The following is a 15,289-nucleotide window of genomic DNA, read 5'->3' as shown; positions in this document are numbered from 1 at the left end:
CCGTGGCGATCATTGCTGCAGAAGCTCGGATTTCCCAAGATCCGCAAATGCCGCGTCGATGAAGGATTGATCGATGTTCTGTTCACCCAACCATGCGATGAAGCTCGGCTGACCGATGGCCTGAAACTCGGCCAGTTGCTCGGGCGTGGGGTCAATGACTTCCATGCCGTTTTCCTTCAGCCATTCAACACGGTTTTCGACATTGGCCTGCACACTGTCGCGCGTCAAAGCGTTGGCCTGGGCAATCGCGTCTTCCAGAACCTTGCGGTCAGCTTCAGAGAGCGAGGCAAGCCATGCGCCGTTGCCCACCAGAAACTGCATGGAATACTGCACGTTGGCGCGGGTCATGTATTTCTGCACTTCGTTGAGAGAGCCCAGAATGATGTAGAGCGGCGGGTTCATCTGGCCCTCAACCACACCGGTTTGCAGCGCAGCATATACTTCGGTCCACGGAACCGGCGTGCCAGAGGCGCCCATCGCCTCGTAAAGAGCAACCTGAGACGGGTCCATCGCGCGAAATTTCATGCCCGCGAAATCCGCAGGCGAGTGGATCGGCTTGTCCGTGCTTGTAAAGGCCAGAAATCCGCCCTCTTCCACGACGGCCAGAATTTCAGAGCCACCGGTCCGGTCACTGAACGCCTCTTCGACCATCTTCCAGTAGGCACCTTCATCAAAGAAGGTGCGGGCCTCTTCGGGGGTGGAGAACATGAACGGCGTGTTCGACACGTAGCTTTCGGGATCAACCGGCGCCAGTCCGGCAAAGCTTGCAACATTCAGCGAAGGCGTCGCCAGCGTGTTTTCCATACGCTCCTGTTCGCTGCCCAGCTGGGATTTCGGGAAAAGCTCGATCTCGATATCAGAGTTTTCTTCGACGATCTTTTCAAGCGTTTCAGCAAAGAAGTGGACGGCGTTCTTTTCCGCGTCCGGGGCCCCGTTATAGCCCAGTTTGATGGCCTCTGCCTGTGCTGCAAAAGCCGTGCCTGCAAGCAGCGCCGTGGCTGCCAGAACTTTCAGTTTCACGTTAAATTACTCCCTGAACTTTTCACTTTTCGTCTATGAGGATGTGACGCGAACAGGGCGACCCCGGGTGCCTGACAAGGCAAGTGACTGCCGGATATCGCGATTCGCCATGACGTACTTCCAGCATAGTTGCAGACCGCCAAACGGGCGGCAACGTGACGGGTGGAAGACGGGTGGAGCCGGTGCAGGAAACTGACACATTTGTAGAAGCCATGACACGGGCGGAAGACCGTCTCACGCAAAAGGAAAAGCGTATTTCTGCGTATTTTCTGGCCCGGCCAGAAGCGATTTTCATCGAAACCAATTCGGACATCGCCCGCAAGCTGAATATCAGCCCGATGACGCTGACGCGTTTTTACCGCAAGCTTGGCTTCAACGATTCAGCGGACGCCCGCAGCAAGGCGATCCAGAATGCCTACGGACCGACAAGCGACCGTATTGATCAGCGGTTCGAGACAAGCTTTTCCAGCGACAAATCCGAATTTTTCCAAGCCAGCCTTGAACTCAGTCATGCCTCGATCGACGCGGCGTTTTCGCTTCGCGAAAGCGAGCTTTGGGGCGAGGTCGTAGAGCGTGTCTCGCAGTCTGATGCCGTCCATGTCACCGGGTTTCAGACGATGTATTACCTTGCCGATGGCTTCAGTCGCAGGCTGGCCTATCTGCGGGACCGCGTCCATCTGGTAGACGGTATAGACGGCGTCTATGCCGGGCTTTTGCCCGCTCCTGGCGAGAAGGTCCTGCTCATCATGATGGACGTGTTCCGTTACGGCGCGCATGGTCCGATCTTGGCCAGGCTTGCCCGCGAGCGCGGCATGGATGTCGTTATTTTTGCAGATGAATTCTGCGACTGGGCCAACGGGATCACGCCTTTCGTGCTGCGCTATCCGGCAGAGACACAGTTCATTCTCTCGATGCCGCAAGGCATTTCGACGGACTTGAACCTGCTGTTGCAGGACGTCAGCGGCAAGCTTGGGGAGCGGGCGAAAGAACGTGTGCGAAAGCTCTCTGAAGCTCAGGATCATTTCGGCTTGTTTCTGGATTAGCGCTGAACCAACACGGGCGCTCCTTATATGTTTCAATCAATGCGGTGACAGGTGGCATCGATGCGCGCCACGTTTGCGCGGGCGGGCATGAAGACGCCAGACTTGGCCGATTGCCGCAGAGATTTCTAACGCCATATCCGGGATGATTTCGCAAAGACCAACAAGATGGGAAACGACCCAATGAATTCGTCACCAACAGCCTGCCAACGACGTCAAAGCAGTTCGCAGCGCAGAGATATTGATCGCGTTTCAAATATCGATATTATCCCGTAAGGAGGCGGCAATGAATACATTTGAACGGGCCGTGGACGCGCCCGCAGGGTCTGCGACCCAACAGGCATATGAAAGATTGCGCAGCATGATCGTGACCGGCTACCTCAAGCCGGGCGAGAAGCTGAAGATCGATGGGCTGCGCAAGCGGCTGGATATCGGTGCGTCGCCGATCCGCGAAGCACTGAGCCTTTTGACCTCTGACAACCTTGTCGAGCGGATTGACCAGCGCGGATTTCGCACCGCCGAGGTCAGTGCCGCGAATTTCGAAGAAATCCTGCGTCTGCGCAGCGTTCTTGAAGAGCTGGCACTGCGCGAGAGTATCGCGCATCACACCGAAGACTGGGAAGAGGCCGCCGTGCTGTCGCATCACCGGATGCTGCGGGCACAGCGCGCGGGCAGCGAGGATTTCGAGGCTCTGCACAAGGCATTTCACATGACGCTGCTGGCCAATTCGCCGTCGCCGATCCTGCTGAAATTCTGCTCGCAGCTGTACGATCTGAACATCCGCTACCGCTACCTCGCAGGCAAGGCGCTGTCATATCAAAAGCGTGACGTTGCCGAAGAACACGAAGGCATTCTTGCCGCTGCCATCGCCCATGACGCCGATACCGCCAGCGCGCGGCTGCTGGATCACTACCGGCTGACAGGGGAGTTCCTGTCCGGGCTTTTGGACAATGGCGGGCTGAAATAGCGGCCCCTTCGCCACTTGCACGGCAGGTCACCCACGACCTGATGTTCTTCTGACAGCTCTGTCCCCGTGTTGCCCCCGACCACCGCAACAATCTGGACCTTCGCGATGCAGTGCGCGACTGCGCGCTTACGGTGCCGCGTTTACCGGAACGCCTTCCGCAACGAGTGAGAGCAGCGGTTTCAACCGAGGGGCGCGGTGGGCTTGCGCGTCACCGCACCCCTCAACCCAGAATGGCGAGGCTTAGCGCCGGGAAACGGATCAGCAGCACCAGCACGATCAGCATGACAAAGGCAAAGGGCAGCGCGCCCAGAAAGACGTCCTTGAGCGTGATCCGGTCGTCATCAAGCGTTGCCTTGATGACAAAACAACTAAGCCCCAAAGGAGGGGTGAGCAGCCCGATCTCGGCCGCCACCACCGCGACAATGCCGAACCAGACGAGGCTGAGGCCCATCGTCTCGATCAAGGGCAGGAACAGCGGCACCACGATCAGGATGATCGAGGCGGTATCAAGGATGGTGCCAAGAAACAGCATCAGCACCACCAGCAGCACCATGATCCAGAAGAACGAGAACTCGTTGTCGGCAAGGATCGCCTGCAACTCGTTGGGCAGCCCTGCGAGGCCCAGCATGCGCGCATACATCGAAGCGGCGGTGATCAGGAACAGGATCGCGGCGGTGATATGGCCGGTCTCGATCACCGTTTCCCAAAAGCTCTTCCAGTTGATTCGGCGACGCAGCGCCGCGATGATGATGCCCAGAAGCGACCCAGCCGCACCTGCCTCTACCGGCGTTGTCCAGCCGGTATAGATACCGCCCAGCACCACCACGATCAGCAGCGAGATCGGCCCGATCTTGACCGCGATCTCGCCCCATCCCATCATAGTTGTCTGTTCCACCTCGCACCCGCCGACAAAGCCCGGTGTGAAGCGGGCCATGAACCAGATCGCCGCGACATAGGCGAATGCCAGCAACAGCCCCGGCACGACCCCGGCAAGGAACATCTCGCCCACCGATTGCTCGGCCACGAAGGAGTAGATGATAAGCATGGCCGAAGGCGGGATGATCATGCCCAGCACGCTCGACCCCGCGACCACCCCGACGGCAAAGCGCGGGTTGTAATCGAATTTCAGCATCTCCGGCACAGACATCTTGGAAAACACCGAGGCGCTGGCGATGGACGATCCCGTCACGGCGGCAAAGACCGCGTTGGCCCCCACGGTCGCCATGCCTATGCCGCCGGTGATGCGGCGGAATCCCTGGTTCATCACCGAATAGATATCCGCCCCCAGCCCCGCCTTGGAAACGATCAGCCCCATGAAGGTAAACAGCGGGATCGTGGCAAAGGTGTATTCCATCGCGCTGTCGCCAATGGCGATTTTCAGCAGCGCGAAGGACAGATCGATATTGTCGCGCATGATCCAGATGGCGACAAAGCTCACCATCCCCAGGGCGATGGGGATATAGACCCCAAGATAGATCAGCACGATGATCGCGACGATCGAGATTAGGCCGATTTCGACAGGGGTCATGAACCGCTTTCCAATTCAGGGTGGCCGTCGATCAGCGGCCGCGCGATATGCAGCAGGAAATGCACCATGCTGAGCGCCGCCCCGAAGACGATGACCAGCTTGACCGGCCACCACGGCGCGGTGAACACGCCCGGCACGCCGAAGTAATCCCGGGTTTCCCACATCTCGAGGAATTCGGGCCACATCGCATAGACCACCAGCCCCATGAAGACCGCGCTGAGCAGATCGATTGCCCGGCTCAGCAGCTTTCCCTTGGCCGGCGCGCGCGCGCTGACCAGTCCAAGAAACCCGTCCGACCGGGTCAGCCGCCCGACGCGGATCACGTCGGGCAGTTGCAGAAACACGATCAGCACCATGGTGAACTGCACCACCTCAACCGCCCCCATGAAGGGCCGGTTGAAAAGGCCGCGCGCAATGATGTCGTAGTTGACCACTGCCATCAGCAGCACCACGACAAAGGTGCCCAGAACATTCGCGGCCATCGCGATGCCATCGGCAATTCGTTGCAGGATATCACGCATGGCGCGCTTTCCGGTCCCGGCGCGTCAGTTCATGGCCGCGTCGTCGGCCCAGTCGCGCATCGGCTCGAAACCGGCATCCTTCAGCTTGGCCATGTAGGCCTTCAGCATCTCGGTGCCCGGCTGGCCTGCATCGTCCAGACCCTTGGCCCATTCCTGCGCGATATTGGGCATGGCATCCGCCCAGGCCTTGCGCTGCTCGGCCGAAAGTTCGGTGATCGTGCCGCCCGCAGCGACATAGGCATCACGGCTTTCCTGCGCACGGTCCATGGCGATCCCCGCCACGTGATCGCGGTAGAGCACGGCAACCTCTTGCAGAGCCTCTTTCACCTCTTCTGGCAGGCCGTCCCAGTAGTCCTTGTTCACGGTGATGGTCTTGGAGTTCACCGCGCCAAGATCGGCCCGAAGCATATAGGGCGCCACTTCAGAGATCTTGAAGGTTGCCGCCGCTTCCGGCCAGAGCAGCGCGTGATCGACCAGACCGGTCTGCACCATGTTGTAGAAGTCGGTCAAACCGCCACGCACGCCTGCCGCACCTTCGATGCCTTCAAGGTAGCGCAGGTTCATGCCCGCCCCGGCGACCTTGTCACCTTCCAGATCGGCAACGGAGCTCACGGGCTCACGCGAGAAAACCTGATAGGTGTCAAGCACCACACCGGTCGCAAGGTACACCTGGTTCTGCTCTTCGAATTCGGCCTGCATGGCCGGGAATTCCTTGGCGATCTCGTCAACGGCCTTGGCCACCGCACGGGCATCGGCCGCGACAAAGGGTGTGGCCGCAGCAATAGCCTGGCTTGGCAGTTTCGAGTTGTGGAAGATGGTGGTCACGATGCCAATGTCACCCAGCCCCAGCTTGATGCCCTCCAGCACGCCGCGCGGCTTGACGATGGTGCCGCCATAGTTCTCCTGCCAGTCCATCTTGTAATTTCCGGTCTCGGCCAGCCGCTTGTCGACCTCCGGGATGAAGAAATTGGTGAATTCCTGAACCCAGAGCGCACGTGCGGGATAGCCGTCGATGACCCCCGCCCGGATGGTCTCTGTCGCCAGGGCCGGTCCGGCCAGAACGCCCAATGCGAGGCCAAGCCCCGCGCCTTTCAAAGTCTTCAGCATGTCTACTCCTCCCTGAGTATGTGCCGGGTGTCAGGCCTTGCGCCACGTGATGTGCAACTCCGTCCCGGCCTTTTCGAACATTTTCGAGATCGCGCAGAACTTCGCGGTCTCTTGCGCCACTTTTTGCAGATCTTCGTCTGTGCACGGTCCGTGGGACGCAACGTCCAGCCGGATCGCGGTAAAGGGCACATCCACCTCTTCGACCAGAAGCACCCCACGTCGGTCGAAATCGACCTCCATCGCGAAATCCAGATTGCCGATATCCACGCCCAGCTTGTGCGCGCATTTGTGCCCGATCACATTGGTGCAACCGATCAGGGCCGCATAGGCGGTCGCGGTGGGCGACGGGCCTTCATTGGTGCCGCCCCGTGCGACGGGTTCGTCGATCACCACCGTGTTGCCATCAATGTCCAGCTCGGAACGGGAATGGCTCGTGCCCTTGCCCGCCAGCTTGATCGTCATCTTGGTCTTTTGCCTGATTGCCATTTGGCCTCACATGATTTCGCAGATGTCGTCGAAGTCGAACCGCGGCAGTTTCTGGAACAACGCAGTTTCATCGGCGTAGCCCATATTGATCAGGAAATTCGACTTCCAGCCGTTTTCCGAGAAGAACTCTTCGTCGACGATCTCGTTGGAAAAGCCCGACATCGCGCCCACGTCCAGCCCCAGCGCCCGCGCGGCAATCATCATGTAGCCACCCTGCAATGTCGAATTGCGGAACGCGGTGTCGTGGGCGTATTTTTCCCTGCCGTCGAACAGCGGCTTGCGGTCTTCATGCGGAAACAGGAAGTCCAGCCGCTGCCAGTATAGCGGGTCCCAGGCGACAATTGCCGTCACCGGGGCCTGCCGCATCTTGTCGATGTTCTTGGCCTTCAGCGATTTGGCCAGCCGGTCCTTGGCGGCGTCGCTCTGGATGAAGATGAACCGGGCCGGGCAGGTGTTCATGCTGGTGGGGCCAGCGATGGTGATCTCGTAGATTTCGCGCAGCAGCGCCTCGCTCACCGGCGTGTCAGTCCAGGCGTAATGCGAACGCGCATCACGCAGGATCAGGTCGATGGCATCGTTGTCCAGCCGGTCAACGCGGTCGCGCAGGGCACGGACGGCCTTCTGCGCCTCTGCCCGGCGGATATCTGGAGTTCGGTTCATCACATCGCTGCTTTCTGCATCGTTTCGGCCTCGTCGACGATCGGGCTGGCACAGATGCCGATGCCTTCGATCTCGACCTCCACCACCTCGCCGGGTCTGAGCCAACGGGGGTTGGGCTTCTTGGCATGTCCCACACCCGGCGGCGTGCCAAGCGCGATGTGATCGCCCGGCTGCAACGTCGAATATTCCGAGATGATCGAGATGGCGCTCGCCGCCGACCAGATCATATTGCCGGTGTTGGAGCTTTGCAGGATCTCGCTGCCCACGCGGCTTTCGATCTTCAGCCCCGAAGCACCCTCGGGCACCTCGTTCGGGGTCACCACATAGGGTCCGATTGCACCGGTCTGATCGAAGTTCTTGCCCGGCGTCCATTGATGCGTCTTGCGCTGGTAGTCGCGCACCGATCCGTCGTTGAAGACGGTATAGCCAAACACATGGTCCAGCGCGTCCGCCTCAGAGATATGCCGCCCGCCCTTGCCGATGATGACCATCAGTTCGGCCTCGTAATCCAGCCGCTCCGAGCAGGTCGGGCGCACCATCGGCTGGCCCGCCGCCATGATCGACTGCCGCCCGCGCATGAACAGCGCCGGGTAGTCGGGGATCTCATAACCACCTTCCTTGATGTGGTCGGTGTAGTTCAGGCCTAGGCAGATGATCGTCGGGGGGGCTGTGACCGGAAGCGCGGGGGTGATATCCGCGACGTTGACCATCTTCTCCCCGGCCGCCGCCTCTTCCGCCCGCGCCATCAGGTCCGGCGCGGCGGTCAGGGCCGCCAGATCGGTGCCAATATCCGGCACGGCGTCGGTCAGGTTGACCGCCATGTCCCCTTGGACTGCGAAGACGCTTTGTGCTCCGGCTAAGGTTCCTACCAGAAGACGCATCGATTCCTCCAACTTGATTTCAAAGGATTTTGCCGATAAATAAATCTCAGGTCAAATAAAATCGATGTTTTTTGAAAATCCGGAGATCGATGCAAATGCCCAAGTGGGAAGACTACAAGTCCGAGGCCAGGTCACGCGGAGCGCTCGCGCTGGAACTTTTTGTCGTACAATCGACCCCGGCGGGGGATCCGGCCGCCACCAAGGCCGCCCTTCCCGACCACCTTGCCTATCAGGCCGAGCAGGAAAGGGCGGGCAAGCTGGCCTTTGCCGGGCCGATGTCGGACGAAACCGGCGAGATGATGGAGGGCATGGGCCTCATCGTCTACCGCGCGCCCTCCTTCGAAGAGGCCCGCGCACTGGCCGAGGCCGACCCGATGCATGCCTGCGGCGCGCGCACATTCACCCTGCGCCGATGGCTGGTCAACGAAGGGTCAATGACGCTTTCCGTCGGCCTGTCGACCAACTCCGTGGCTCTTTCCTGAGGGGGCAAGCGCCGCGCTTCGGACCCAGAGGCATACTTCGTGCCGAAAACACCTTGGATGCCGAACCCGCACGGGTTGGCCTTCATGGGCTGGCCCTGCAGCCGCACCGCATTTTCTTCCGGGGGTTTGGTCGGCAAAGCTTTCCCGTCGCGCCGAAGGCTTTGGCCAAAACCGACACGATGCGGGCTTTCGCTGCGTCGCTCATAATATCGATTTTATTTGACAGAGAATTTCTATATCGATAAATATTTGAAATGCAACAGGGAGTTTGTCATGCGGTTTCTGGTCGGGCACTTGGAAGGCAGGCAAGCCGTTTATCTGGTACGCGGGGACAAAGCTGTCGATGTGTCGGCACGGTTTCCGGGGGTTGGCGTTGACCTTTCGGCCTTGCTCAAATCGCCGGACCTGATGGCCGCCATCCGGGAGGCAAGCGATCTTTACGCCTCGGTGGATGTGGCTGCGATAACCCCGGCCCTGCCGGTGGAGCGGCCCGGCACCATCATCTGCCTAGGCCTGAACTACACCGACCACATCAAGGAAGGCGGATATGACATCCCCGACTACCCGGCGCTATTCATGCGCGGGCGGCAGTCGGTCATGGCGGCGGGCCAGCCGATGGTACGGCCGACCTGCTCGGAACGGCTGGATTACGAGGCCGAACTGATGGTCATCATCGGCAAGGGCGGGCGGCATATCTCTGAGGCGGACGCGCTGGACCATGTGTTTGGCTATACCGTTTTCAACGACGGATCGGTGCGCGACTACCAGCGCAAGACGCATCAATGGACGCCGGGCAAGAACTTCGATCAGACCGGTGCAATCGGCCCGGTCGTGGTCACGCCGGAGGAGCTGCCCGAAGGCGCCGCCGGGTTGAAGATCGAAAGCCGCGTGGGCAGCGAGATCCTGCAAAGCTCCAACACCGGCAACATGATCTGGTCGGTGGCGCAAACGATCGCCACGATATCGGAATACACCACGCTGGAGCCGGGAGACTTCATTGCCATGGGCACGCCTCCAGGCGTCGGACATGCCAAGAAGCCCGACCCCCGTTGGCTGCGCCCGGGTGAAGTTGTAGATGTGGAGATTGAGCGGATCGGAATATGTTCCAGCCCGATCGTGGACGAGGCCGATTTGCACAAAGTGGCAGCCGAATGATCTCATCCGTGCAGGGCAAAGCCGATACCCCGCGGGCGCCGCGCCCATGATCCTCTCGATCGCACCCGGGGCCCCGCCCGCGGCCCGCCTCTGCAACCTTGCCTTGCCATCCTGAACCAAAGGAGCAACCGCCAATGCGCAATGTCACCAAGGACAACATCACCGACGCCTTTCAGGGCTACATGGGCAAGGACACCGATCCTCGCCTGAAAGAGGTTCTGATGTCGCTGACCCGCCACCTGCATGCCTTTGTCAAAGAGGTCAACCTGACCCATGCCGAATGGGAAAAAGGCATCGAGATGCTGGAATGGGCGGGCGAGATTTCCGACAAGGAGCGTCACGAAATGGTCCTGCTCAGCGACCTCTTGGGTGTCTCCTCGCTGGTCGACATGGTCAACACGGTGCCCGGTGGCACCTCGTCATCGGTGCTGGGGCCGTTCCATGTCTCGGGCGCGCCGCCGATCCCGCTGGGCTACGACATGAAGCGGCATTACCAGGGCAATGTGCTGCTGGCTACGGGTGTCGTGCGTGATATGGACGGCAATCCGATCGAAGGTGCCGCCATCGACATCTGGCAGACCGCGCCCAACGGGCTCTATTCCAGTCAGGACGAGGAACAGGACACCTATTCCTTCCACGGCATCCAGACGGTAGGCGCCGACGGGCGGTATGCCTTCACCACCGTCAAACCGGTCAGCTACGAGGTGCCCACCGACGGGCCGGGCGGCGCGTTGCTGGACGCCACCGGGCGTCACGCCTGGCGGCCCAGCCATCTGCATTTCATCGTCAAGGCCCAAGGATACCGCACGCTGGTGTCCGAGGTTTTCGCCGCCGATGATCCCTATCTGGATCAGGACGCCGTGTTCGGCGTGCGCGAAGATCTGGTGATGCATTACGAGGACATGCCAGCAGGCACATTCCCGGATCAGGGCTTCGATCTGTCCGGCAAGGTCGAGGGTGACTGGCTGCGCGTCCAATTCGATCTGACCCTCGTGCGGGAAACCGCATAGGGCCTGTCTGCGGTCGCCGGCGTGCCTTCTGCCATAAGTTCCGCAGGGCGGTCAGCCACGGCGCGACGTTAAAAAAGGTGCCGCCGGTTGTGGCGGCACTCTTCGGCTTTTCACTGTTCACAGTCTCGGGGCCAACAACGGCACATCCCGGTGGTCGGGTACGGCGCGCTGTCGGCCCTGACGTCGCTTACTCGCCGCGAATGACCCACTGCTTGAAGCTTGGTTCCAGATCCTCACAGGCGGCCAGAAGCAGATCGCGTGACTGGAAGGGGCCCGCATCGTCAATGACCGGCGCGACCGTCACGCATTGCGCTGCATCATCGGCCAGATGGATCTCCATGCTGGCCTCGTCATAGGCAAAATGCTGCGTCTGGTCCGCCTCGTCACACGCGATCAACCCGAACGGGTTTTCCGCACTGTCCGGCGCATTATAGGCCATGCACATGCCCGCGTAGGTCGCGGATTCGATCATGCCGGTGTCGGGCGCAAAGGAAAACAGCACGTCATCGCCGGTCGGCTTGCAGGAATGCGCGTGCAGTTGGTCGCCCAGGCCGCGACCTTCCGTGTCGATGCACCAGCCAAGCATGGCCTCTTCGTCAAGGTTGTCCGCAAGGTGGATGACTGGCCCGACGGTCTGGATGACCGGCGCGTCGGCCAGCAGGGTTTGAGGGAGTGCCACGCCAAATGACGCGGCAATGACGGCGGCGTAAACGGAGGGTTTTCTTGTCATCGGTCAGTCCTTTCAGGGAAGGTTGCGGGTGTCATAGGTATCAACTCTGCGCGCCGTGCTGGAGCTGCCAGTAGCCCCCCTGCAACGCCACAAGCTCTTCATGAGTACCGGTTTCGCGCACGGTCCCGGCTTCCATATAGACGATCATGTCCGCGTCGCGGATGGTCGAAAAGCGATGCGCAATCACAAAACTCGTGCGGCCCTGACGCAAGTCGGCCATCGCCTTCTGGATCAATGTTTCGGTGCGGGTGTCGACCGAGCTTGTCGCCTCGTCCAGAACCAGTATCGGCGCGTCGAGCAGGAAAGCCCGCGCGATCGTCATCAGCTGGCGCTGCCCCTGCGAAAGACTGCCGCCGCCATTTTCAAGCACCGTGTCATAACCGTCCGAAAGGGTGCGCACGAAATCATCAACATGGCAGCGTCTTGCAGCGGCGATAACCTGCTCGCGGGTCGCATCCGGGCGGCCATAGGCGATATTGTCATGAACCGTGCCGGTAAAGAGCCACGTATCCTGCAACACCATCGCGATGGCATGGCGCAGATCGCTGCGCGCCAGCGTGGCGATATCCTTGCCATCCAGACGAATGGCCCCGCTGTCGATCCCGTAAAACCGGACCAGCAGGTTGACCAGCGTCGTCTTGCCAGCGCCCGTCGGCCCGACAATAGCCAGCATCTGGCCCGGCCTCGCCTCAAAGCTGACATCCTCGAACAGGGGCTGGTCCGGGCTGTAGCGAAAGCCGACATGCTCGAACTGAACATGGCCCGCGACCGGCATGGCAAGCTGTGTCTCCGACGCCGGATCGTCGGACATTTCAGGGGCGTCGAGCAATTCGAACACCCGCTCTGCCGAGGCCAGCGCAGATTGCACCTGCGCGGCCATGCTGCCCAGCTGCGATATCGGCTGCCCGATCTGGCGGATGTACTGGATGAAGGCTTGCACCTCTCCAAGGCTCAGCCCACCCGACAGCACCCGGATCGCCCCGAAAACGACCACCGCGATATAGGCCAGGTTGTTCACGAACATCATCGTCGGCTGGATCAGGCTGGCCAGGATCTGCGCGCGCAGGCTGACATTGGCCAAAGCACCGTTCTGTTCGGCAAATTGCTGGTCGACCCGGTCGCGCGCGCCATAGACCCGGATCAGGGTCTGGCCGGTGAATGTCTCTTCCACGAGGGCGTTCAGCTGCCCTGTTTCGCGCCATTGTTCGGCATATTTCGGCTGCGCGGCGCGGGTAATCACGCGCGTCACCCCAAGCGAAATGGCGATGCCGCCTAACGCCACGGCTGCAAGCGGTACCGACAGCACAAGCATCATCGCCAGCACGCCGATAACCGTCAAAAGCATCAACATCGCCTGACTGGCGACCTGCTGCAGGTTCTGCACCATGTTGTCGATATCATTGGTGAAGCGCGAAAGGACCTCTCCGTCCGGCTGCGCATCGAACCAGCGGAGCGGCACGCGGGCCAGCTTGGCCTGTGCGGCCTTGCGCAGATCGCGCCCCATGTTCTGCACCAGATCGTTGATCAGCCAGGCCTGCAAGAGGTTGAGGCTGGAGGCCATCAGATAAATCGCGCCCACGATCAGAAGCTGCCGCACGAGGGCCGACATCGTGAAGTCGTCACTGACCAGAAGATCGGTCGCGTGGCCCAGCTGCCAGGGCCCGATAGAGCTTCCGATCACGCTGCCCACGCTTAGCAGCAAAGAGATAACCAGCGTCGTCCGGTTGTTGCCAAATGCCTCCCAGATCCGCCGCATCGCGTCTCGCGCGTCCTTGGGTTTTGCCCCGGCGATGGCCCCTCCCGGCGCTTTGGGGCCGGAACTGGCGGCACCGTCTGGCAACCGCTTGACCGTATCGAGCTGCACAGCTTTGTTCGCGCTCATGCCGCGTCCTCCTCGGGCTGGGCCTGCGAACGGACTGTTTCGGCGTAGACCGGGCATTCCTGCATCAGCGTGTCGTGCGGGCCAAGCCCGACCATGCGTCCCTTGTCGACAACCAGTATCCGGTCGGCATCGCGGATCGACGCCACCCGCTGACTGACGATCACGGTGGCGGCTTCGCGCACGGCGCCGCGCAGGGCGGTCCGCAATTTGTGGTCCGTCACCTGGTCCAGCGCGGAAAAGCTGTCGTCAAACAGAAACAGCTCTGCATCGCAGGCAAGCGCCCGCGCGATGGCAAGCCTCTGGCGCTGACCGCCGGAAAAATTCCCGCCCCCCTGCGCCACCGGCGACAATAGCCCCTCGGGCAGGGCCCGCACAAAATCGACGGCTTGCGCCACCTCCAATGCGCGCCAAAGCGCGGCCTCGTCCGCCTCGGGGTTTCCAAGCCGCAGCGTATCGGCAATGGTTCCCGAAAAAAGATAGGATTTCTGCGGGACATAGCCGATGCGCGATGACAGATCCGTCTGCGCAATGTCGCGCAGATCAACCCCGCCCAGCGTGATGCGCCCGGTGCTTGGATCATCAAGCCGCGCAATCAGGTTGAGGATGGTGGATTTCCCCGACCCCGTCGCCCCGATCACGCCCAGAACCTCCCCCGGACCAAGGTCAAAGGTGATGTCCTCGATCACCATCGCCTCGGCCCCCGGATAGCCGAACCCGACATCCTGAAAGCACAGATGCAGCCCGGCGCTACGCGGCGGCAGGGGCTTGGGCGCGGAGGGCGGGCCGACATCGACCGGGGTTCGAAGCAGGTTCGTGATCCGCCGCGCACTGACAAGCGCACGCGGCAGCATGACGATCATCATGCCCATCATCATCACGGAAATCAGGATCAGCGCGACATAAGACAGAAAGGCAATGAGCGCGCCAATCTCCAGCTCTGCGGCGCGCACACGGCTGGCCCCGGCCCAGATCAGCGCGACAGAGGTCAGCTGCATCGCAGCCGTCAAGGACGGCGTCATTGTCGCCATCAACCGCCCGGAACGGAGCGCGGTCCCGGTGAGGTCCGTATTGGCGGCGCCGAAACGTGTGCTTTCCCGTGCTTCCTGCAAATAGGCGCGGATGACCCGGATACCCTGAACCTGTTCGCGCAGGATGCTGTTCACGCCATCAAGCTGTTTCTGCATCCGCTGGAACAGCGGGATGGCCCTGATCGTCAGGACGCCGATGATCAGGGCAAGGATCGGGACCGAGAACAGCAGGAGCTGTGACAGCTGCACGTCCTGACGCACCGCCATGATCGACCCGCCGATCCCCATGATCGGGGCAATGACGATCACCGTCAGCCCCATGTTCAGCATCGTCTGAACCTGAAGCACATCGTTGGTGCACCGCGTGATAAGCGACCCGACGGTGAAACCCTGCACCTGCGACAGTGCAAGGCTGTGCACCTTGGCAAACACATCGGCACGAAGGCTTTCGGCAATCCGGTAGGCCACTCTTGCGCCGATAAACACCGCCGTGGCGCTCAGAACAAGCTGAACCCCGGCAGCAATGCCCATAAGAGCGCCAAAATGACGGATGGCCGAAACGTCTTCGCCGCTTATCCCGGTATCGATGATATCGGCGCTGAAGCTGGGCAAGAGCAGCGAGGCCGTCACCTGCCCCACCTGGCACAGCAACAGGGCGAGAAGCGCCCATTTGTACCGCAGAACTCTTTCACGCCAGCCCGGCGCACCCGGATTGCGATGCCCCTCGCGGGGTGTGTCTGTCACGTCAAACATGCCGATAAGCACCCAGTTGCGTGCCCGATTGCAGGTGTC

At 61.0% G+C, this 15,289-nt stretch carries 15 protein-coding genes; 5 read left to right on the top strand and 10 right to left on the bottom strand.

Going from position 1 to position 15,289, the window contains the following annotated elements; translation table 11 throughout:
- Positions 1-9: 9 nt before the first annotated feature.
- Positions 10-1,020, bottom strand: coding sequence for a TRAP transporter substrate-binding protein DctP (dctP, locus tag EDD52_RS12595; RefSeq protein WP_207906018.1), 1,011 nt, complete (start codon positions 1,018-1,020; stop codon positions 10-12).
- Positions 1,021-1,175: 155 nt separating this feature from the next.
- Between dctP and EDD52_RS12590 the strand changes: the two genes are divergently transcribed.
- Positions 1,176-2,063 (top strand): MurR/RpiR family transcriptional regulator, encoded by an 888-nt coding sequence (locus EDD52_RS12590; protein WP_132245467.1) that lies wholly within the window; start codon positions 1,176-1,178, stop codon positions 2,061-2,063.
- 283 nt (positions 2,064-2,346) lie between these two features.
- Positions 2,347-3,027 (top strand): GntR family transcriptional regulator, encoded by a 681-nt coding sequence (locus EDD52_RS12585; RefSeq protein WP_132245465.1) that lies wholly within the window; start codon positions 2,347-2,349, stop codon positions 3,025-3,027.
- Between the two features lie 220 nt (positions 3,028-3,247).
- Here the strand turns inward: EDD52_RS12585 and EDD52_RS12580 are convergent, their stop codons facing one another.
- The 6 genes from EDD52_RS12580 to EDD52_RS12555 are packed head-to-tail and all read right to left on the bottom strand — an operon-like array spanning position 3,248 to position 8,210.
- Complete coding sequence (locus EDD52_RS12580; RefSeq protein ID WP_132245463.1) at positions 3,248-4,555, bottom strand: TRAP transporter large permease; 1,308 nt, start codon at positions 4,553-4,555, stop codon at positions 3,248-3,250.
- Positions 4,552-5,076, bottom strand: coding sequence for a TRAP transporter small permease subunit (locus EDD52_RS12575; protein ID WP_132245461.1), 525 nt, complete (start codon positions 5,074-5,076; stop codon positions 4,552-4,554). Before EDD52_RS12575 ends, EDD52_RS12580 begins: the two co-directional genes overlap by 4 nt.
- Positions 5,077-5,100: 24 nt before the next feature.
- Positions 5,101-6,183: a C4-dicarboxylate TRAP transporter substrate-binding protein gene (locus EDD52_RS12570; protein WP_132245459.1), complete on the bottom strand. Its 1,083-nt coding sequence runs from the start codon at positions 6,181-6,183 to the stop codon at positions 5,101-5,103.
- 30 nt (positions 6,184-6,213) lie between these two features.
- Entirely contained in the window at positions 6,214-6,669 is a 456-nt protein-coding gene (locus tag EDD52_RS12565; protein ID WP_132245457.1) for an OsmC family protein, read from the bottom strand.
- Between the two features lie 6 nt (positions 6,670-6,675).
- Complete coding sequence (locus EDD52_RS12560; protein WP_132245455.1) at positions 6,676-7,329, bottom strand: malonic semialdehyde reductase; 654 nt, start codon at positions 7,327-7,329, stop codon at positions 6,676-6,678.
- The gene (locus tag EDD52_RS12555) at positions 7,329-8,210 is read right to left on the bottom strand and encodes a fumarylacetoacetate hydrolase family protein (protein WP_132245453.1); all 882 of its coding nucleotides are present in this window, start codon (positions 8,208-8,210) and stop codon (positions 7,329-7,331) included. Before EDD52_RS12555 ends, EDD52_RS12560 begins: the two co-directional genes overlap by 1 nt.
- Positions 8,211-8,305: 95 nt before the next feature.
- Between EDD52_RS12555 and EDD52_RS12550 the strand changes: the two genes are divergently transcribed.
- The 3 genes from EDD52_RS12550 (at position 8,306) to EDD52_RS12540 (ending at position 10,857) form a co-directional block, all read left to right on the top strand.
- Positions 8,306-8,692: a YciI family protein gene (locus tag EDD52_RS12550; protein ID WP_132245451.1), complete on the top strand. Its 387-nt coding sequence runs from the start codon at positions 8,306-8,308 to the stop codon at positions 8,690-8,692.
- Between the two features lie 273 nt (positions 8,693-8,965).
- The gene (locus EDD52_RS12545) at positions 8,966-9,847 is read left to right on the top strand and encodes a fumarylacetoacetate hydrolase family protein (protein ID WP_132245449.1); all 882 of its coding nucleotides are present in this window, start codon (positions 8,966-8,968) and stop codon (positions 9,845-9,847) included.
- 134 nt (positions 9,848-9,981) lie between these two features.
- Complete coding sequence (locus EDD52_RS12540; RefSeq protein ID WP_132245447.1) at positions 9,982-10,857, top strand: dioxygenase family protein; 876 nt, start codon at positions 9,982-9,984, stop codon at positions 10,855-10,857.
- Between the two features lie 187 nt (positions 10,858-11,044).
- On the opposite strand, the gene EDD52_RS12535 is transcribed toward EDD52_RS12540, so the two are convergent.
- From EDD52_RS12535 to EDD52_RS12525, 3 genes are read right to left on the bottom strand one after another with little or no spacing between them, the layout of a single operon-like run.
- Positions 11,045-11,587 (bottom strand): RICIN domain-containing protein, encoded by a 543-nt coding sequence (locus EDD52_RS12535; RefSeq protein WP_132245445.1) that lies wholly within the window; start codon positions 11,585-11,587, stop codon positions 11,045-11,047.
- A gap of 40 nt (positions 11,588-11,627) precedes the next feature.
- Entirely contained in the window at positions 11,628-13,469 is a 1,842-nt protein-coding gene (locus EDD52_RS12530) for an ABC transporter ATP-binding protein (protein ID WP_165907535.1), read from the bottom strand.
- The gene (locus EDD52_RS12525) at positions 13,466-15,250 is read right to left on the bottom strand and encodes an ABC transporter ATP-binding protein (RefSeq protein ID WP_132245441.1); all 1,785 of its coding nucleotides are present in this window, start codon (positions 15,248-15,250) and stop codon (positions 13,466-13,468) included. The genes EDD52_RS12530 and EDD52_RS12525 overlap by 4 nt, the downstream gene beginning before the upstream one ends.
- Positions 15,251-15,289 lie beyond the last annotated feature (39 nt).

Source organism: Primorskyibacter sedentarius (assembly GCF_004342065.1).
Classification (GTDB): Bacteria; Pseudomonadota; Alphaproteobacteria; order Rhodobacterales; family Rhodobacteraceae; genus Primorskyibacter; species Primorskyibacter sedentarius.
This window is presented reverse-complemented; position numbering and strand designations above follow the sequence as displayed.

What these genes read in the sequence shown, in the direction of transcription:
- EDD52_RS12585 (WP_132245465.1), top strand. Translation starts at nt 2,347, where the DNA reads ATGAATACATTTGAACGGGCCGTGGACGCGCCCGCAGGGTCTGCGACC.
- EDD52_RS12580 (WP_132245463.1), bottom strand. Translation starts at nt 4,555, where the DNA reads ATGACCCCTGTCGAAATCGGCCTAATCTCGATCGTCGCGATCATCGTG.
- EDD52_RS12575 (WP_132245461.1), bottom strand. Translation starts at nt 5,076, where the DNA reads ATGCGTGATATCCTGCAACGAATTGCCGATGGCATCGCGATGGCCGCG.
- EDD52_RS12570 (WP_132245459.1), bottom strand. Translation starts at nt 6,183, where the DNA reads ATGCTGAAGACTTTGAAAGGCGCGGGGCTTGGCCTCGCATTGGGCGTT.
- EDD52_RS12565 (WP_132245457.1), bottom strand. Translation starts at nt 6,669, where the DNA reads ATGGCAATCAGGCAAAAGACCAAGATGACGATCAAGCTGGCGGGCAAG.
- EDD52_RS12560 (WP_132245455.1), bottom strand. Translation starts at nt 7,329, where the DNA reads ATGAACCGAACTCCAGATATCCGCCGGGCAGAGGCGCAGAAGGCCGTC.
- EDD52_RS12555 (WP_132245453.1), bottom strand. Translation starts at nt 8,210, where the DNA reads ATGCGTCTTCTGGTAGGAACCTTAGCCGGAGCACAAAGCGTCTTCGCA.
- EDD52_RS12550 (WP_132245451.1), top strand. Translation starts at nt 8,306, where the DNA reads ATGCCCAAGTGGGAAGACTACAAGTCCGAGGCCAGGTCACGCGGAGCG.
- EDD52_RS12545 (WP_132245449.1), top strand. Translation starts at nt 8,966, where the DNA reads ATGCGGTTTCTGGTCGGGCACTTGGAAGGCAGGCAAGCCGTTTATCTG.
- EDD52_RS12540 (WP_132245447.1), top strand. Translation starts at nt 9,982, where the DNA reads ATGCGCAATGTCACCAAGGACAACATCACCGACGCCTTTCAGGGCTAC.
- EDD52_RS12535 (WP_132245445.1), bottom strand. Translation starts at nt 11,587, where the DNA reads ATGACAAGAAAACCCTCCGTTTACGCCGCCGTCATTGCCGCGTCATTT.
- EDD52_RS12530 (WP_165907535.1), bottom strand. Translation starts at nt 13,469, where the DNA reads ATGAGCGCGAACAAAGCTGTGCAGCTCGATACGGTCAAGCGGTTGCCA.
- EDD52_RS12525 (WP_132245441.1), bottom strand. Translation starts at nt 15,250, where the DNA reads ATGTTTGACGTGACAGACACACCCCGCGAGGGGCATCGCAATCCGGGT.